The 14,709-nt window shown below is 43.0% G+C and carries 14 protein-coding genes; 3 read left to right on the forward strand and 11 right to left on the reverse strand.

What is annotated here, in order from left to right:
• Positions 1 to 10 precede the first annotated feature (10 nt).
• The 9 genes from NSS92_RS12710 to NSS92_RS12750 form a co-directional block, all read right to left on the reverse strand.
• On the reverse strand, positions 11 to 1,627 hold the full coding sequence (locus tag NSS92_RS12710) for a YceG family protein (protein ID WP_267587799.1): 1,617 nt from the start codon (positions 1,625 to 1,627) through the stop codon (positions 11 to 13).
• Between the two features lie 70 nt (positions 1,628 to 1,697).
• A complete protein-coding gene (locus NSS92_RS12715) occupies positions 1,698 to 2,513 on the reverse strand; it encodes an HAD family hydrolase (RefSeq protein WP_267587800.1) in 816 nt (271 codons plus the stop codon).
• On the reverse strand, positions 2,510 to 3,619 hold the full coding sequence (locus tag NSS92_RS12720; RefSeq protein ID WP_340868414.1) for a cysteine protease StiP family protein: 1,110 nt from the start codon (positions 3,617 to 3,619) through the stop codon (positions 2,510 to 2,512). The genes NSS92_RS12715 and NSS92_RS12720 overlap by 4 nt, the downstream gene beginning before the upstream one ends.
• Positions 3,612 to 4,943 (reverse strand): phosphoribosyltransferase family protein, encoded by a 1,332-nt coding sequence (locus NSS92_RS12725; RefSeq protein ID WP_267587880.1) that lies wholly within the window; start codon positions 4,941 to 4,943, stop codon positions 3,612 to 3,614. Before NSS92_RS12725 ends, NSS92_RS12720 begins: the two co-directional genes overlap by 8 nt.
• Positions 4,933 to 6,120 carry an HpcH/HpaI aldolase/citrate lyase family protein gene (locus NSS92_RS12730; RefSeq protein WP_340868416.1) on the reverse strand — a complete coding sequence of 396 codons (1,188 nt, stop codon included), beginning with the start codon at positions 6,118 to 6,120 and terminating at the stop codon, positions 4,933 to 4,935. Before NSS92_RS12730 ends, NSS92_RS12725 begins: the two co-directional genes overlap by 11 nt.
• Before the next feature lie 99 nt (positions 6,121 to 6,219).
• Positions 6,220 to 6,999: a TerC family protein gene (locus NSS92_RS12735; protein WP_024424355.1), complete on the reverse strand. Its 780-nt coding sequence runs from the start codon at positions 6,997 to 6,999 to the stop codon at positions 6,220 to 6,222.
• Positions 7,000 to 7,139: 140 nt separating this feature from the next.
• Positions 7,140 to 7,718, reverse strand: a complete 579-nt coding sequence (locus tag NSS92_RS12740) for a TerD family protein (protein WP_034664245.1) — start codon at positions 7,716 to 7,718, stop codon at positions 7,140 to 7,142.
• A gap of 39 nt (positions 7,719 to 7,757) precedes the next feature.
• Entirely contained in the window at positions 7,758 to 8,339 is a 582-nt protein-coding gene (locus tag NSS92_RS12745; RefSeq protein WP_039176267.1) for a TerD family protein, read from the reverse strand.
• Between the two features lie 20 nt (positions 8,340 to 8,359).
• Positions 8,360 to 8,962, reverse strand: a complete 603-nt coding sequence (locus tag NSS92_RS12750) for a TerD family protein (protein WP_048238169.1) — start codon at positions 8,960 to 8,962, stop codon at positions 8,360 to 8,362.
• Between the two features lie 414 nt (positions 8,963 to 9,376).
• Between NSS92_RS12750 and NSS92_RS12755 the strand changes: the two genes are divergently transcribed.
• Complete coding sequence (locus tag NSS92_RS12755; protein WP_267587803.1) at positions 9,377 to 10,369, forward strand: LLM class flavin-dependent oxidoreductase; 993 nt, start codon at positions 9,377 to 9,379, stop codon at positions 10,367 to 10,369.
• Between the two features lie 211 nt (positions 10,370 to 10,580).
• Complete coding sequence (locus NSS92_RS12760) at positions 10,581 to 11,621, forward strand: acyltransferase family protein (RefSeq protein ID WP_048238171.1); 1,041 nt, start codon at positions 10,581 to 10,583, stop codon at positions 11,619 to 11,621.
• 20 nt (positions 11,622 to 11,641) lie between these two features.
• Here NSS92_RS12760 and NSS92_RS12765 read toward each other — a convergent pair whose 3' ends face one another.
• Together NSS92_RS12765 and NSS92_RS12770 are read right to left on the reverse strand one after the other, a co-directional pair.
• Positions 11,642 to 12,421, reverse strand: a complete 780-nt coding sequence (locus NSS92_RS12765; RefSeq protein WP_340868422.1) for a glucose 1-dehydrogenase — start codon at positions 12,419 to 12,421, stop codon at positions 11,642 to 11,644.
• A 119-nt stretch (positions 12,422 to 12,540) separates the two neighbouring features.
• A complete protein-coding gene (locus NSS92_RS12770; RefSeq protein WP_024424361.1) occupies positions 12,541 to 12,969 on the reverse strand; it encodes a cell wall hydrolase in 429 nt (142 codons plus the stop codon).
• Positions 12,970 to 13,496: 527 nt separating this feature from the next.
• On the opposite strand from NSS92_RS12770, the gene NSS92_RS12775 reads away from it, so the two are divergent.
• A complete protein-coding gene (locus NSS92_RS12775; protein ID WP_340868424.1) occupies positions 13,497 to 14,558 on the forward strand; it encodes a DUF4352 domain-containing protein in 1,062 nt (353 codons plus the stop codon).
• Positions 14,559 to 14,709: the final 151 nt, after the last annotated feature.

A 14,709-nucleotide genomic window follows, 5' to 3' on the forward strand; every position in this document is an offset into this window, starting at 1 on the left:
TTTGATCTCCTTATCGGTTTTTAATGGATTGAAATAACTTTCTGACGATGGACGGCTCTTTAAACTCCTGGTTCATGACCATCTCATCAAGCCAATGGGTATCAAATAATTGGTCATCGATATACCGTTCGATACACTGATATCCCGCCGGATGATATACGAAGAGATCCACACCCATTTCATTTAGGAAAATCAGGGCGGCCGCATCAGAACGTGTCAGCTCACCATTATATTCCGTATGGTATAAAATCACTTTCGGTACGGTTTGTGCATAATCAAAGGTTTGAATCAGTTCAACGAGGTCCTGGCTCATATGCAGAACCTGTTTGAATAAATAAATGCGGACATCTAATTCGGTCTCATTGCCTTCTTTTAATAGCTTCGGATGCTGACAGATTCGAGATACCGCCTCTGCTATCGCACGCTGCGCGCCCTCATATAGATGAGAAAACTGCCACACATTGCTTTTCATTAATAATGCAGGGTCAATCTCTCCAGCAGATGAAAGTGCATGCTGATAATGAAATTGATAATTCGAAGTCACTTCTTTCGTAAAAGGAAAATGGCGAATGGTCTTCGTCTCTTTCCCCTCCATTAACGTATGGATGCGATCCCAGTATTCACGCTTGTCTCGTGTGACTCCCATCATTTTCGCAAAGAGATTTGGAATCTGTATCGTGTCCCGGTCTGCTTTGAAATTCGGGCGGATAAAGGATCGTTCCTTTGCAATTAAAAACAGCTCATCATACGTTGTCTTGAGCGTAATGGAATGAGGAGTATGATCTCTGAATTGCCACGGCTTATACAGCATTGAATCTTCCGTGTGAAGCACCTCTTCAAGCTCTCTTGTCGAGCGGTACGCCACCGTTGATTTCCTCTCAGGCTTTTCGGTAGGGAACGGCTCAAGCTTTGAAGTTCCCGGGTACTGATCAATAAAAGTCAGCTTTTCTTCTGGATCTAATTCGCGGAACGAATCCTCGCCTTCTGGATGAAATAGCACAACATCACAGCCAATCAGCATGACATAGTAAAGAAAATAAAGCTGACTTTTATTCGCCTCTCCATACCAAATGACAGCCGGCATTTTTTCTTCTATATTGACTTCCTTCAGCCATGGACCTAGATGATTATTTGAAAACTTCACGACATCCAGCAGGACCCGGCGGAAATCAGGATGCTGAAATCCACCTTCATGCAGCTGCTTGAAATGCTCAAACACCTTGATCAATGAAAGACGGATATGCCGGTTCATCACAGGGTTTGGATGGCGTACAATCAGCTGTTCACCATCTAAAAAAGCCACAAAGCGATTCACGGACAATCCCTTTTCTTCTTGGTTAATCAAATGAATACGCTGCAGCGCTTGAAAATGCTCCGGCTCAATATGACGATTGAGTGTTTCACTTAAAATATGCATGCCGTCTGTTTCGTATAATTCATGTAAATAAATAAAATAATCGGTTGCATCATGCGGAGTTCCAAGGACCCGGGCGGCGAGACGCGGCAAGGACAACGTATGCTCGTCCTTTACATAACCGTCTCTTTCAGGGAGCGGCTTTTTCAGCACGTTTTTCCAGACTTCCTGCTCCGCCCGAGTATGGGTGACATTGATTTCTTTATAACTCACGCCGCTCCTTCCTTTCTCCTATATTTTCTCGAAAGCTACTACTATCATATCATTCAGCCTTCTACTTCTGCTATCGAATCGAAGGCTTTTTTGCGTTCATCATCTGCTCGATGACACAAGCGGTGATTTCATCCGCTGCGGCCATGCCAGATGCCGATGTCGGCTCAAGTGATGGGTCAAAGTCGAGAACTTCTCCATGCCTTGGGGCAAAGCCCATATCTGACTGACGAATGAGCCCCGCATCTAACAGGGAATCACCCGCACCATAGACGTATTCAAGCTGCAGCCTGTTCTTTAGAAAAGCAACAGCATCCCACTTATTAAGCGGCTGGGGAATAAAATAAAGCTTCCGTCCCTGAAGAGAAACCTGCCAGCCTCTCTCCTCCCCCCACATCTTCAATTCAGCAAGCGGAATGTGAGATAGATACTCCTCTTTCATAATCAAATAAAGGAATCTTCCTTCTGCTGTACGGGTACGCTTCACCCATGCCGCAACTGGAAGCTCGGAGATCGCCCTCAGCATCTCTCTGACTGGCATACACTCTCTAAGTCTCTCATCAACAATAGCCTGCCAATCCTCAAGCGGCTTGCCATGATGAAGAATACAGCCCCCGTTTGTTGTGACGGCATACTCCGGTTTAAGCTCTTGCTCAAAGAAGGTGATTCGTTCATACTGTGCGGTTGTTCTTGTCGTCACTGGAATGAACCAGCCTGATTGATGAATCGCCTGCAAAGATTTTTTCGTTTCAACAGACATATAGGAAAGCGGCCGTTCGTCCAGCACCTCAACTAAATCATACTCTCCTTCATACGCATACTGCTCAAGCACTCGATGTGAGTAAATCAGTGTCCGGTCTAAATCACTGGCAAATGCATATGTCTTCATGACGTTTGCTCCAGCGGACGAATTAATCCACAGCACGTGTAGGACATATTGGCATATTCAATGACAGGAACACCTCTGTCCTCTGCCAAAAGCAAAATATGCTTCAGCTTTTCCTGAGATCCAGGCTGAATCAAGATTTTCCAAGGGATTCTTCTAAGCAGCACGCGGGTCGTCTCACCAACTCCCGGCTTAATCAAATGGGTATTTTCAATTTGAAACTCCTGACCAATTGCTTCAATGGATGCCATTCCCCGCCAATCAGCCGGCGTCCCTTGCGTAAGTATGGTTTCTGCTTTCTCTTGTACATTTGGTTCAAGGCCGGAAAACGCTTCTTCAATTGTATCCACATACAGATTGGACACATCCTCATCAAGCAGCTCTTCATAATACTTGGCCCCATGGAAATCATCGGCATTGATCCAGCGGTTGTTTAGTACCGTACGACTGACAAGTCCAGACACCGTCGAATTCAGGCAGGCACTTGGAATGAGAAAGTCCTCTCTCGTTCCGTATACATGTGTACAATAGCCAGGGTCAGCCAGTACAGCCAGCTCACTCGAGAGACGTACACCATACTTTTTTTCAAAATCAAGAACAGCTTTTTGGAGTTCTTTCGAAATCGCACCTTTTCCAGTCCATCCATCGATAAAGGCAATTTCAAAACCTGGATGTTCTTTCAGCATATAATGCAGTGCATTCTCGTCTATTCCACGGTCGCGAATAATAGAGATGCTATAATGGGGCAGATCGAGACCATACGTCTTTCGAATATATCGTTTGATCAGCACCCCGATCGGTGTCCCTGCACGCGCCAAGCTGCAAAGTATGGTTTGGAAGCCTCGCTTTTTCACAATCTGTTCTGCTACAACAGCTACTGCTTCTGCTACCTTTTCCTTACTTTCTTCAAGAGATTGATAGAATAAAGTCATATAAGATGCCGTTGGTTTGTACTCAATTGGCAGCATTTCTGAATAATGTGCACCGCTCTGAATTGAACGCTCCCGCTCTTCTGTACTTTTCTCCATCTCAATAGAGGATAAATCTTTGAGTAAGAAGGTTACATCCTGCTCTGGATAGCTCCCCATCTTTGTATACACATTAGCCATTCACCTTCACCTCGTCTGATAAAGTCACAATATGCACATGCTTCACATGCCGCTCAGCAAATAAGTGAACAAGCGGAAGCAATGCCTCCTGAGAAACCTTTTTCTCAAAAAAGAGAAATACATCATCATATTCACCTTTTGGAATGTTGTACACGTAGTGCTGAATTCGGGCATCCTCTGGATTCATAAATGCAAACCCATTTTGGACAGCGTATCCATCCTTTTCGACTGGGTGAATGGGGCTTCTCGTCGTTGAATGAAAGAGAACGCCTTCCCCCATATGTGCAGCCAATCTCATCGGCACATACATCAGCTCACCTGTCCCTAAACAGAGTGTTTGTTTTCCTTTGCGTTCCTGCCGCAGCCTCAATCCCGCTTCAGCAGCTGCTTGGTCAAGCGCTACCGTATCTATCGCATTTAAACCAAAACGACCCGTTTCATGTATATATGGCGAATGACCAGCAGAATTTGCTGCATGAGAAAGTGAATACGGCACTTGCTTAAAGAAAGATTGAAGAGAGTGAAAAGAGAGACTTGGCCGCTTCTCTTGCTCAGCAATCCCATACGAATAAGCTGGCTCATCGAGCGTTTTGCCTCGAAAGACCATCTGCCCTTTTAATAAAGACAATGATGTAATGTGAATTCCAAGCTCTTCTTCAAGCTGGCACATGGCTTTCTCATGCTCCTCCGTCCGCCAGTCCAAAATGGAAAGAATGGTATAAGAATGCCTCGGATACTTTGCATGAAGGTCACGAATGATGTTGATATTTGTACGGCCTGTCGTGACTTCATCATCTACTAACACGATGGGGCGGTCTGTGCGAAGTAATGCTTCGTCTGCATAACAAAGCTGATCTGTTGCATGCGAATGTTCTTCTTCAAATACCAACGACGGGTCAAGATCCAGCAGCTGTTCGCGTGTCGTATGAATGTAAGATGCGCCTTCTATCACATCATACACACCATGACCAAGGGCTGTTGCCGTTTCCGCAAAGCCGATGACGATAGGCTCATTGCCTGCTGGTAACTTCTCTTTTTTAAGTGTTTCATAGGCTGCCGTTAACGCCGCATGATCATCCGTCTTGAGTGCCTCTACGATAAGATCTTGGTGCGGGGGCGTCTTTCCCGTTTGCTCTTTGGCATATGCCATCGCTAAAAGACCCGAGACAAGGAGCGGTTTCACTGGATGAACAGGAATATGCTTTCCAAGTACCTTACTAACGAATAAAAAGGCTCTTTTTTTGTTCACCCTTGCCGCCATCTCAAAAAGATGCTCTTTTTCCAGCTGGAGCGCACCTTCTTTGAGGTCAAGCTCAACCTCCATATGTTCCAAGATGTTCAGCGTATGCCGCTTCTGATTCTGTGAGTATGTCGATATAGCTTCTATTTTCATGAAACACCCCGTAAATGTCTGACTTAATTAAAATGTGCTCTGCCCACCTGTAATGAGGCTTCGTTTCATTCATCTTATTAGAGAAGGCACTCTTCATCACGCCAACTGTGCCGTCAGCATGTTCCAAAATGCTTAATGCATCCAAGTACTCTTCCTTTGTCACAACGTACATGCTTTGAACTGGCTTGAGATGTGTTGGATGGATCACTGTCTTTCCATGTATGCCGTTGGCTACATCGAGTCTTGTCTCCTTGAGTAAACCTTGTACGTCATCGATTTCAGATAAGGACAGCTCACCGCCCTTAGAAAGCGCACGGATGAATGGTTTTTGTTCCTTTCGTGCAGGGCCAAAATGTTCCCATACAGCACCAGAAACAACAAAGGAACGGCCAAAATAATTGATAATATCTGTGATCAAATCAGCAATCAATTTGATTTCATAGATGGTGGTGTCGCGATCACGGCGAATGCCATATAAGCCGCAAAGATCGGTTGCCCCAATACGAATATTCAAAATATATTCTTCATCATTCAGCATGATCTGCTTTAACTTAGACAGCACCGTATATCTCGTTTCTTTTTCTAATAAATCGGGTGTTTCCAAAATGGGCATACCGTACAGCGTTGTCTTCGTTTGTGCTGACGCCTGTTTCAAGCTGTCCAAATAATCCTTCGCATTATGAATAGAACACTTCGGAAATACAAAACCCGTCAATAAATGAAGAGATGAACCAAGCAAATCTGCCATTTTGAGCAGCTGCTTCGGCGAACGAACCCGAATAAATAAAAACGGCATTTGTTCAGCCATTTCAGGTGTATGCGTCAATTTATCCGACAGTTTGGCGAGTTGTACTACTAGATTCTGTTCAGCCAGTTCCACTTCTTGATCACCAATGGCATCCTCTAAACAAAATACAACAGAGCAAAGCGCTTCATATTTCTGCGACAGCAGCATGTCTGCTATATCCTGTCTTGTCGCAGGCATATACAAAGTAGCACCTAATGCATGCGCAAGTACGTGCCTTGGCGTCATCAAATGCATCGCCCCCGGCCGTTTGAAAAAAATATCGTGCTGCCTCGCCTCTGATAAAAACTGAAAATACCGCATGCTGTGCCACCTCCTGTTGTTGAGAGAAAATCGAACAAATGACTTGATGATTCAAAAAAGGATGGAGCCGCTAATCAACTCCATTCCTTTTTGATCGTCCTATTCTTCTTTTGAAGCCGCAGCTTCGTTTGTCACTTCTTGATGTTTCTTCTTATTGATTTTATGAACAATAAACGTTCCGATAAATGCTAGGATAATAATCGCAAAGAATACAAGATGCGGAATTTCAATGTGAGCAGCACTCAAGCCCATTTTAATGGCAATGATCCCGATGAGAATAAACGCTGTATTCTCGAGCTCTGGGATACGGTCAATGAGAACAAGGAATAACTGTGCGACTGTACGCATCATGAGAATTCCAAGCATTCCGCCTAATAGTAGAATCCATACTTCCTCAGATACAGCGAATGCTGCAAGAATACTATCAACCGAGAAGGCAAGGTCCATAATTTCAACAGAAATAACAGTTGCCCAGAACACACCAAAGACTCGAATCAACCAGCCTTCTTTTTTCAGTTCCTTCGCTTCATCATCGCCGTCACCTAACCAGAAGTGCTTAATAACAAGCCATGCTAAGTAAGCAGCTCCGAGAACCTTAATCCACCAGAACTTAATAAGCAGCATCCCTACGCCAATGAATAGGAAACGGAAGAAATAAGCGCCAATTAATCCGTAGGTTAATGCCTTTTTACGCTGCTTTTCAGGTAAATGTTTCACCATAACAGCTAATACAAGTGCGTTATCTGCAGATAACAATCCTTCAAGCACGACAAGCGTCCCAATAAGCCCCCAAGAGACAGGGTCTGTTAATACCTCTGCCCACATATGCCAATCAAAAAACGAGGCATACGTATCCAACATATGTTTCAAAATGTCCAACTGGTTTTCCTCCTATAAGTGTAGAAGCATCAGCAGGCTTTCGCCTGCTGTTATTCTTGATCGCTGTTTCTTTCTCACTTTGGAAAAGACCCTCATATGAGTTTTTGACAGCGCCTCTTGAATTGATTTGTTTCTCTTATTTACACTTCTAACCCATAATTTTGACAAAGAGCTGCAAGGCCGCCAGAGAATCCGCTTCCGATCGCGTTAAACTTCCAATCACTTCCGTGTCGGTACAATTCACATACCACAACAGCTGTTTCAATTGAGAAGTCTTCCCCTAAATCGAAGCGAATCAATTCTTCCCCGCCCTCTTCATTTACAACACGAACAAATGCATTAGAGACTTGTCCAAAATTCTGGCTGCGCGTCTCTGCATCATGGATCGTAACTGTAATTCCGATACGATCAATGTTAGCAGGAATTTTCGAGAAATCAACGAGAATTTGCTCGTCGTCTCCATCTCCTTCACCCGTCCGGTTATCACCTGTATGAGTGACACTGCCGCTCGGATGCTGAAGGTTATTGTAGAACACAAAATCTGTATCTTGCTGACAACGATTGTTTGCATCCACCAAGAAAGCCGAAGCGTCCAAATCAAATTCGGCTCCGCCAGAATATTTATTCGTATCCCAGCCAAGACCGATCATCACTTTCGTCAGCCCTGGGTTGGTTTTTGTTAAATCGACACGTTGTCCTTTTGAAAGCTGAATCGCCATATTCGTATCTCTCCTGTCTTTGAAAATAGGAAGCTATCGTTATCCGATATCTAAGCCGAAGTCCGTTGCAATGCGTGCAAGGCCGCCTTGATAGCCTGATCCGACAGCCGAGAATTTCCATTCCCCACCATGACGGTATAATTCACCTACAATAATGGCTGTCTCAATTGAGAAATCCTCTGCCAAATCATAGCGAATGAGTTCTTCATTTGATGCCGCATTTAAAATACGTACATATGCGTTAGACACTTGTCCGAAGTTTTGACTGCGCGCTTCTGCATCATGAATCGTAATGACAAATGAAATCTTCTCAATACTTGCTGGTACAGCTGCAAGATCAACATTGACCTGCTCGTCATCTCCGTCCCCTTCTCCAGTGCGGTTATCGCCTGTATGTACGACACTGCCGCCTCCGCCAGTTGTTTGATTGTAAAAGACAAAGTCAGATGGAGAGCTTGCTTTACCTGCCGCATCTAAAAGGAATACACTTGCGTCTAGATCAAAGTCATGTCCGCCGTCATACTTATTGACGTCCCAGCCAAGACCGACGACTACTTTTGTTAAGCCCGGATTCGTTTTTGTTAAATCAATTTTTTGACCTTTTGCTAAAGAAATTCCCACTAGGAACCTCTCCCTTCTCTTTAAATATAGTTTCTCGTAATATCGGCAAGCTTCGCATCATTTGTACCATTTCCAAGAGCCGCAAACTTCCACTCATTCTCGTGACGATAAAGTTCTCCGACGATTAATGATGTTTTTCCTGCATAATCATCTTTTAAATTATATTTCACTAATTCTTGATTGTTTGAACGATCAACGATGCGAATGTAAGCATTTTGAATCATACCAAAGTGTTGGTTTCTTCTAAGGGCATCATAAATGTTCACGACAAACACCAATTTATTCACATTACCCGGCACCTTGCTCAAGTTGACGAGGACTTGTTCATCATCTCCGTCTCCTTCACCAGTCAGGTTGTCACCTGTATGCTCAACACTGCCACATTTGCTTTTTAGGTTGCCAAAATATATCAAATCTTTATTTTCCGTAAACTTATCATTTTTCAGCATGAGTACTGAAGCATCACAATCAACATCAGCGCCGCCTCCGCCGCCAAACAGCTTTCCTAAAAATCCGCCGCCTTGTGATACAGGGTCCCATCCAAGTCCAACAAGAATATTCGTTAGCCCTGCTTTCCCTTTTGTTAAATCAATACGTTGACCTTTTTCTAATGTAATCGCCAAATCAATCACTCCTCCAGCATAATAAAAATCTATTTATTAAGCGATGGACCCTATTAAAATCATCATACATGAAAATTCGACAAAATTCATGAAATGACATTGGAGCCTCTTACTCTTTTTTCTATTTACTAGTATATACGATCTATGTTCAAGATAGGTTTCAAACACTTCATATTTTTTTAACGAAAGATGCATATTAAAAATGGTTCATGTCGTAAATGAATTGTTTCATGTGAAACATTGTCGAAAGTTCCCGATGAGCAGCTCTTGCTGAAAAGAAGCGTATTGATGTGGTTTCATATGTTGATATAGAAAAGATAAAAGCATGTGATCAAAGGATAAACCCTTTCGTTTCCTTCCATCCATGGATTTCTTTATACTTATATTCAGCATGTTGATGAAAGGATGTTGATGATGCCATCACTTCATATATTAGATCAAGTCGCCATTCCTAAAGGTCAGACAGCGCAGGAGACATTGATTCACACAACGCAGCTGGCTCAGCTGGCTGAAACGTTTGGGTATGAGCGCTATTGGTTTGCTGAACACCACAGCACAAGAGGGCTCGCTAGTACAGCGCCTGAAATATTAATGGCTCATATTGCGGCTCATACATCGACCTTGCGTACCGGATCTGGCGGCATTTTACTTCCTCAATACAGTCCTTTTAAAGTAGCAGAGGTCACGCGGCAGCTTGAAGCCCTTTATCCTGGACGGATTGAGATCGGAGTCGGCAAATCTCCGGGCGGGATTGAAAGGACGAGACTCGCTTTGACGGACGGCGTGCATAAAGACCTGTCTCAGTTTGACCGCCAGCTGAAGGACCTTCTTTTTTACTTATCAGACAGCCTGCCTTCTGATCATCCGCATGCAGGCGTGAAAGCTGCACCGCTTGTTGATGCTCATCCGCCGGTTTGGCTGCTCGGACTTGGAGAAAATAGTGCCATGCAGGCGGCGGAGCTTGGGATCAACTATATTTTTGGCCACTTTATCCATCCTGCACGCGGCAAGCAAGCATTTGAGACGTATCGATCACACTTTTCTCCATCTGTCTTTTCCAGGCAGCCACAATCTATGTTTGCCGTCTTTGTCATCTGCGGTGAAACAGATGAAGAAGCAGACCGGATCGCCAGCAGTACAGATTTATGGCTGCTGCGTGTTGAAAAAGGACTGGACAGCCGCGTTCCTTCTATAGAAGAAGCAAGTGCCTATCACTACACCACACAGGAAAAGAAAAAAGTGCTGCAAAACCGCCAGCGGATGATTGTCGGCTCGAAGAAAACGGTGAAAGAGCAATTACAGATCTTGATGGACCGCTATCAAACGGATGACATCATGATTCTCAACAATTCCTTTGATCCAATCGAAAAACAGCGTTCCTTCAAGCGAATAGCAGAATTATTTTGAAGCCAGTTTCCCAGGCTTCTTTTTTACATTGTCATAAAAAATGGGAAATGTAACATCAAGATGTCAAAATCCTTCCGTCTGTCATCTGATCGCAAATGTGTCTTCTAATCGTTAGCGAACTGTAAACGCATAAGAGGTGTACCTTTTATATAGTAGAGGTACATATTCAAAGAACGGTTTACAACGCTGAGAAAGAAGGAGATGACAGGATATGAAAAAGAGACTCGATTGGGTAGATGCAGCTAAAGGAATCGGCATTCTGCTCGTGGTCATGGCGCATGTGCCCATTCCAGATTCGCTCAAGCAGTTCATTTACTCTTTTCATATGCCGCTTTTCTTTTTACTATCAGGTATGATGTTTCGATCATCCTCATCCCCTGCTCTGTCATTTATTCAGAAAAAAGCCAAAAGCTTACTCTTGCCCTATCTTTATTTCTCCATCATTACGTATGTATTTTGGTTCTCCGTTACTCGTTTTTTCGCATTCAAGGGACAAACGGATATTGACCCTTTCGTTCCGTTTACAGGTATTTTCATATCCAATGCAGATGAAGCAAGACTCACACATAACCCTGCGATTTGGTTTTTAACGACGCTCTTTTTAGTGGAAATTTTATTTTTCTTTATGCATCGTCTGACAAAAGGAAAACCCGCTGCCGTGATCTTGCTGACTGTTCTTTGCGGCGGTGCTGGATATGCTACTACCTTGCTTTTAGATCAAAGTCTTCCTTGGAATGCCAATGTTGCCTTGACGGCTGTTGTGTTTTATTCGATTGGATTTTTAGCAAAGCAGTGGTTTGTGGAATTAAAAACAGATCCAACCCTGCTTTTATGTACAGGCCTTCTTGTGCTGACGGCTTACATGCAGAGCTTTAATTCACGGATCGATATGCGCGTCAACGACTACGGTGATCTCTTTATTTTCTATGCATGTGCTCTGCTCGGTTCAGCTGCCGTGATTTATTTAAGCTTTAAATTGAAAACATCCCCTATTTTGACGTATCTAGGACGAAATTCTATTGTTATTCTTGTCTTGCAGTTTGCCGGCATCGATATCATGAAAGCATTTGTTTTTTATGGACTTGGTATCAATATTGCTGATACAGCGCAGCTCTCTTGGACACTTTTTTACACGATCGGCACATTGCTGCTCATGGTGCCATGTATCTCCTTCCTGAGCAAGTATCCGATGCTGCTCGGCAAACCAGCCAAAGCCGCACAACGCTACGAACAAAAAACATCCGCCGGCTGAACAGGCGGATGTTTTTTGTATTAATCATTGATTTGAGAAGGATAAAGTGTCATTCCGCCATCCACAAATAAGGTGGTGCCTGTGATATACGCCGCTTCCTTAGAAACGAGGAATGCAGCAGCGGACCCAATCTCCTTCGGTTCACCAAAGGTTCTCATCGGAATTTTCTCAAGCTGCTTTTGTTTTTTCTGTTCATCCTGCAAATCATCATTCGATTCAGTCGCCATGGTACCTGGCGCAATCGCATTGATTCGAATACCTGTTTCGGCATAATCAAGAGCCAGCGTCTTCGTCATCATATTCATTCCGCCCTTTGAAGTGGAATAATGAACATTGAACGGGCGCGGAATTTCCTGATGGACACTGGAAATGTTTAAAATGGACCCTTTGATGTCATGCTCCATCATATGGGTGAGCGCAGCCTTTGCGCCTAAAAATGCGCCTGTCATATTCACATCGATGACGTTTTGCCATTGCTCCAGCGTCATCTCATGCGGCAGCGCTTCTTCGCCGTTGAAGCCTGAATTATTAACGAATACATCTACTGTACCGAAATGCTCCAGTGCTGTATCCATGATGGCTTGGATACCTTCCTCTTTGGAGACGTCTGCGTGTACTTTCACCGCTTGACCTCCGTGCTGCTGAATGGCTTTTACGGTCTCTTCAGCCCCATCTTCATCGCCTTTATAGTTTACAACCACATTCATTTCCTCTTGTCCAAACCGCAATGCGATCGCTTGTCCAATTCCTTTTGAAGAGCCTGTGACAATGGCTGTTTTCCCTTTTAAATCTTGATACATCTTGATTTCCTCCATTCACGTGCTTCATCTTGTTGATACACAATGGTTACCCATTTTGGAAAAAACAAAAACACAATCCTCTGCATTCGTACCCTAAGAGGATTGTGCGTTTCATCAAGTTAAAAGGTGTTATAGACATTTTCACACGTTTCGGCGGTTGGCTGATAAAAGCAATGCGACTTATACCTTGCCACAAACGGCTGATTGTACCAAGTCGCCGGACAATCGCCAGGCGGTTTAAAATACCAAAGGCTGAATTTTGCCGGCCAAAAACGTTCTCCATTAATATTTCTCCGCGCAAGTGTTTTTTCCGTTTCTCGTGCTCGTTGATAAAAGTAACCATGCGTGACCGCTTCGAATGCATGCTCCTGATAAATCATTTGTGGAATCGTACGCAGCCCTTTAAAGTCAGAGCAGTTGGCACGCAAACGATTGATGCCCACGTTTCCTACGAGCAGCATCCCTCGCCTCCCTTCACCTTCTGCCTCCGCCCTCAGCAGTCTGGCCATTAAATCAATATCAGAGCTTGTCGCTCTTACCACTGCCATACATCCACCTCCAGTTCGTTTCTCTTTTATTTTATGTAGCGTTTCTCTGTAGATGACTGCCATTTTGACATGAAAAAGCACGTTCAGTGTCAGGCAGCCTGTCTAAATTTGCTGGACATGTGTCTTGCTGCCAACAACACTCAAACCAAGTGACCATACACATAACAGGAAAAAATATTCATTACTATATACTCATTTACAAGTCATAAAAATCCTTCTAATTGCGACATCATCTTCAAAAACAGTCATTTGAACCTATTCAATAATCCGACTCAAAACCTTAAAATATAAAATGTTGAGTTTCTACAGGAGATATCGAATAATAATTACAAGTTTCTCCTCTCAACTTAGTGTCATTTTTACTACTTGAAGCCAATCAACCTCGGAAACGCACTGAGGTATTGACAGTACTTTCGCTTCATTCTACAGTAAAAAACATACAGTATTTTTCTTTTTGTGCAAAAAGAATGATATGAACTACAGCTTTTCAATGAAATTCACCATAAACCCGAGGAGGAAAACACGCCATGTTTAAAAAGAAATTATCCCTGTTTCTTCTGATCTTGTGTGTAACTATTGTCGCTGCTGCTTGTAGTGGTGGTAAAGACAAAACAGCTGCGAAAGAAAACGATACCAAAAAATCTCTTGATGCAGCAGAGGTAAAGGTAGAAAGTGCTGAGTACACATTACCACCTCAATACGATACATCTGTACAGGATGATCAGTATGTACTAAAAGTGAATGTATCTGTAAAAAATATCAGCAAAGAGCCTCTCAATGTTGATAAAAGCAACTTCACGCTTTACCAAGATGACGCACAGGTATCTACGATCTCTCCAGATGACTACAACGAAGTATTATCTTCAAGCTCTTTAAATGCAGACAAAGTCACAAAAGGCGGTCTTTTCTTTGTTGTTGATAAAGAAAAAGACTATCAGCTTGTGTACACAGAGCCAGGCAGTGGATCGAAAAAAGATGACAAAACACTAGAATTCGATATTAAAGGTAAAGATTTAATGAAAAAAGCAGATACACTTCAAGCATCTGCAAAAGCCCTTTCTTCTTATATTGATGTGATGATTTTTGGTAAGAAAAACGACGATTTCGAAAAACTAACAGGTGATAACAAATCAACTGTTGTGAATGAATTTGATAAATCATTCAAACAAGGTTACATCACTTCATCAGGTATTTCTTCTAGCTCAGCGAAGGACGAAAACCTTGATAAGCTTTTAAAAGCAGTGAAAGAAACATTAGCTGAAAAATCAAAAGTATCAACAAAAACTAAAGCCATCAGTGGTGATAAAGCTGTCGTGACTGTGACTCTTACACCAATTGATGCAAGCCCGCTTGTCGATCGTTTGAAAGAGAAAGCGACTGAGTTCTACAGCAAAAACCGTTCAGCTTCTTACGATGAAGCTCAAAAATACTTACTTTCGATTTACCCAGATGAGTTTAAAAAATTAGGACCATCATCTTCTGAAGAGACAGTAGAAGTCAACATGAAGAAAAATGATATCGACCAATGGAAACTTGATTTGAACGATTACAAAACAAGCTCATTAGTTGAGAAATTCATCAAGAACTAAAGAAAACCCCCGATTCCGGGGGTTTTTTTGTTATGATTTATCATCTGGTTTGGCGAACGTGAACCCCCTCTATCATAAAAAACCAAAAGTAAACCATCATTTTCATTCACCAACTCTTTTTTTCTATTTAAGTTATTCCTTAATAAAACTC

It is taken from the genome of Bacillus sp. FSL M8-0166 (genome assembly GCF_038008825.1).
Classification (GTDB): Bacteria; Bacillota; Bacilli; order Bacillales; family Bacillaceae; genus Bacillus; species Bacillus safensis.

Bases quoted from the DNA above. Each gene is read 5' to 3' on its own strand.
- NSS92_RS12760 (WP_048238171.1), top strand. From the start codon at position 10,581: ATGAAAAAGAGACTCGATTGGGTAGATGCAGCTAAAGGAATCGGCATT.
- NSS92_RS12715 (WP_267587800.1), bottom strand. From the start codon at position 2,513: ATGAAGACATATGCATTTGCCAGTGATTTAGACCGGACACTGATTTAC.
- NSS92_RS12775 (WP_340868424.1), top strand. From the start codon at position 13,497: ATGTTTAAAAAGAAATTATCCCTGTTTCTTCTGATCTTGTGTGTAACT.
- NSS92_RS12770 (WP_024424361.1), bottom strand. From the start codon at position 12,969: ATGGCAGTGGTAAGAGCGACAAGCTCTGATATTGATTTAATGGCCAGA.
- NSS92_RS12730 (WP_340868416.1), bottom strand. From the start codon at position 6,120: ATGCGGTATTTTCAGTTTTTATCAGAGGCGAGGCAGCACGATATTTTT.
- NSS92_RS12720 (WP_340868414.1), bottom strand. From the start codon at position 3,619: ATGGCTAATGTGTATACAAAGATGGGGAGCTATCCAGAGCAGGATGTA.
- NSS92_RS12740 (WP_034664245.1), bottom strand. From the start codon at position 7,718: ATGGCGATTCAGCTTTCAAAAGGACAACGTGTCGATTTAACAAAAACC.
- NSS92_RS12765 (WP_340868422.1), bottom strand. From the start codon at position 12,421: ATGTATCAAGATTTAAAAGGGAAAACAGCCATTGTCACAGGCTCTTCA.
- NSS92_RS12755 (WP_267587803.1), top strand. From the start codon at position 9,377: ATGCCATCACTTCATATATTAGATCAAGTCGCCATTCCTAAAGGTCAG.
- NSS92_RS12725 (WP_267587880.1), bottom strand. From the start codon at position 4,943: ATGGAGGTTGAGCTTGACCTCAAAGAAGGTGCGCTCCAGCTGGAAAAA.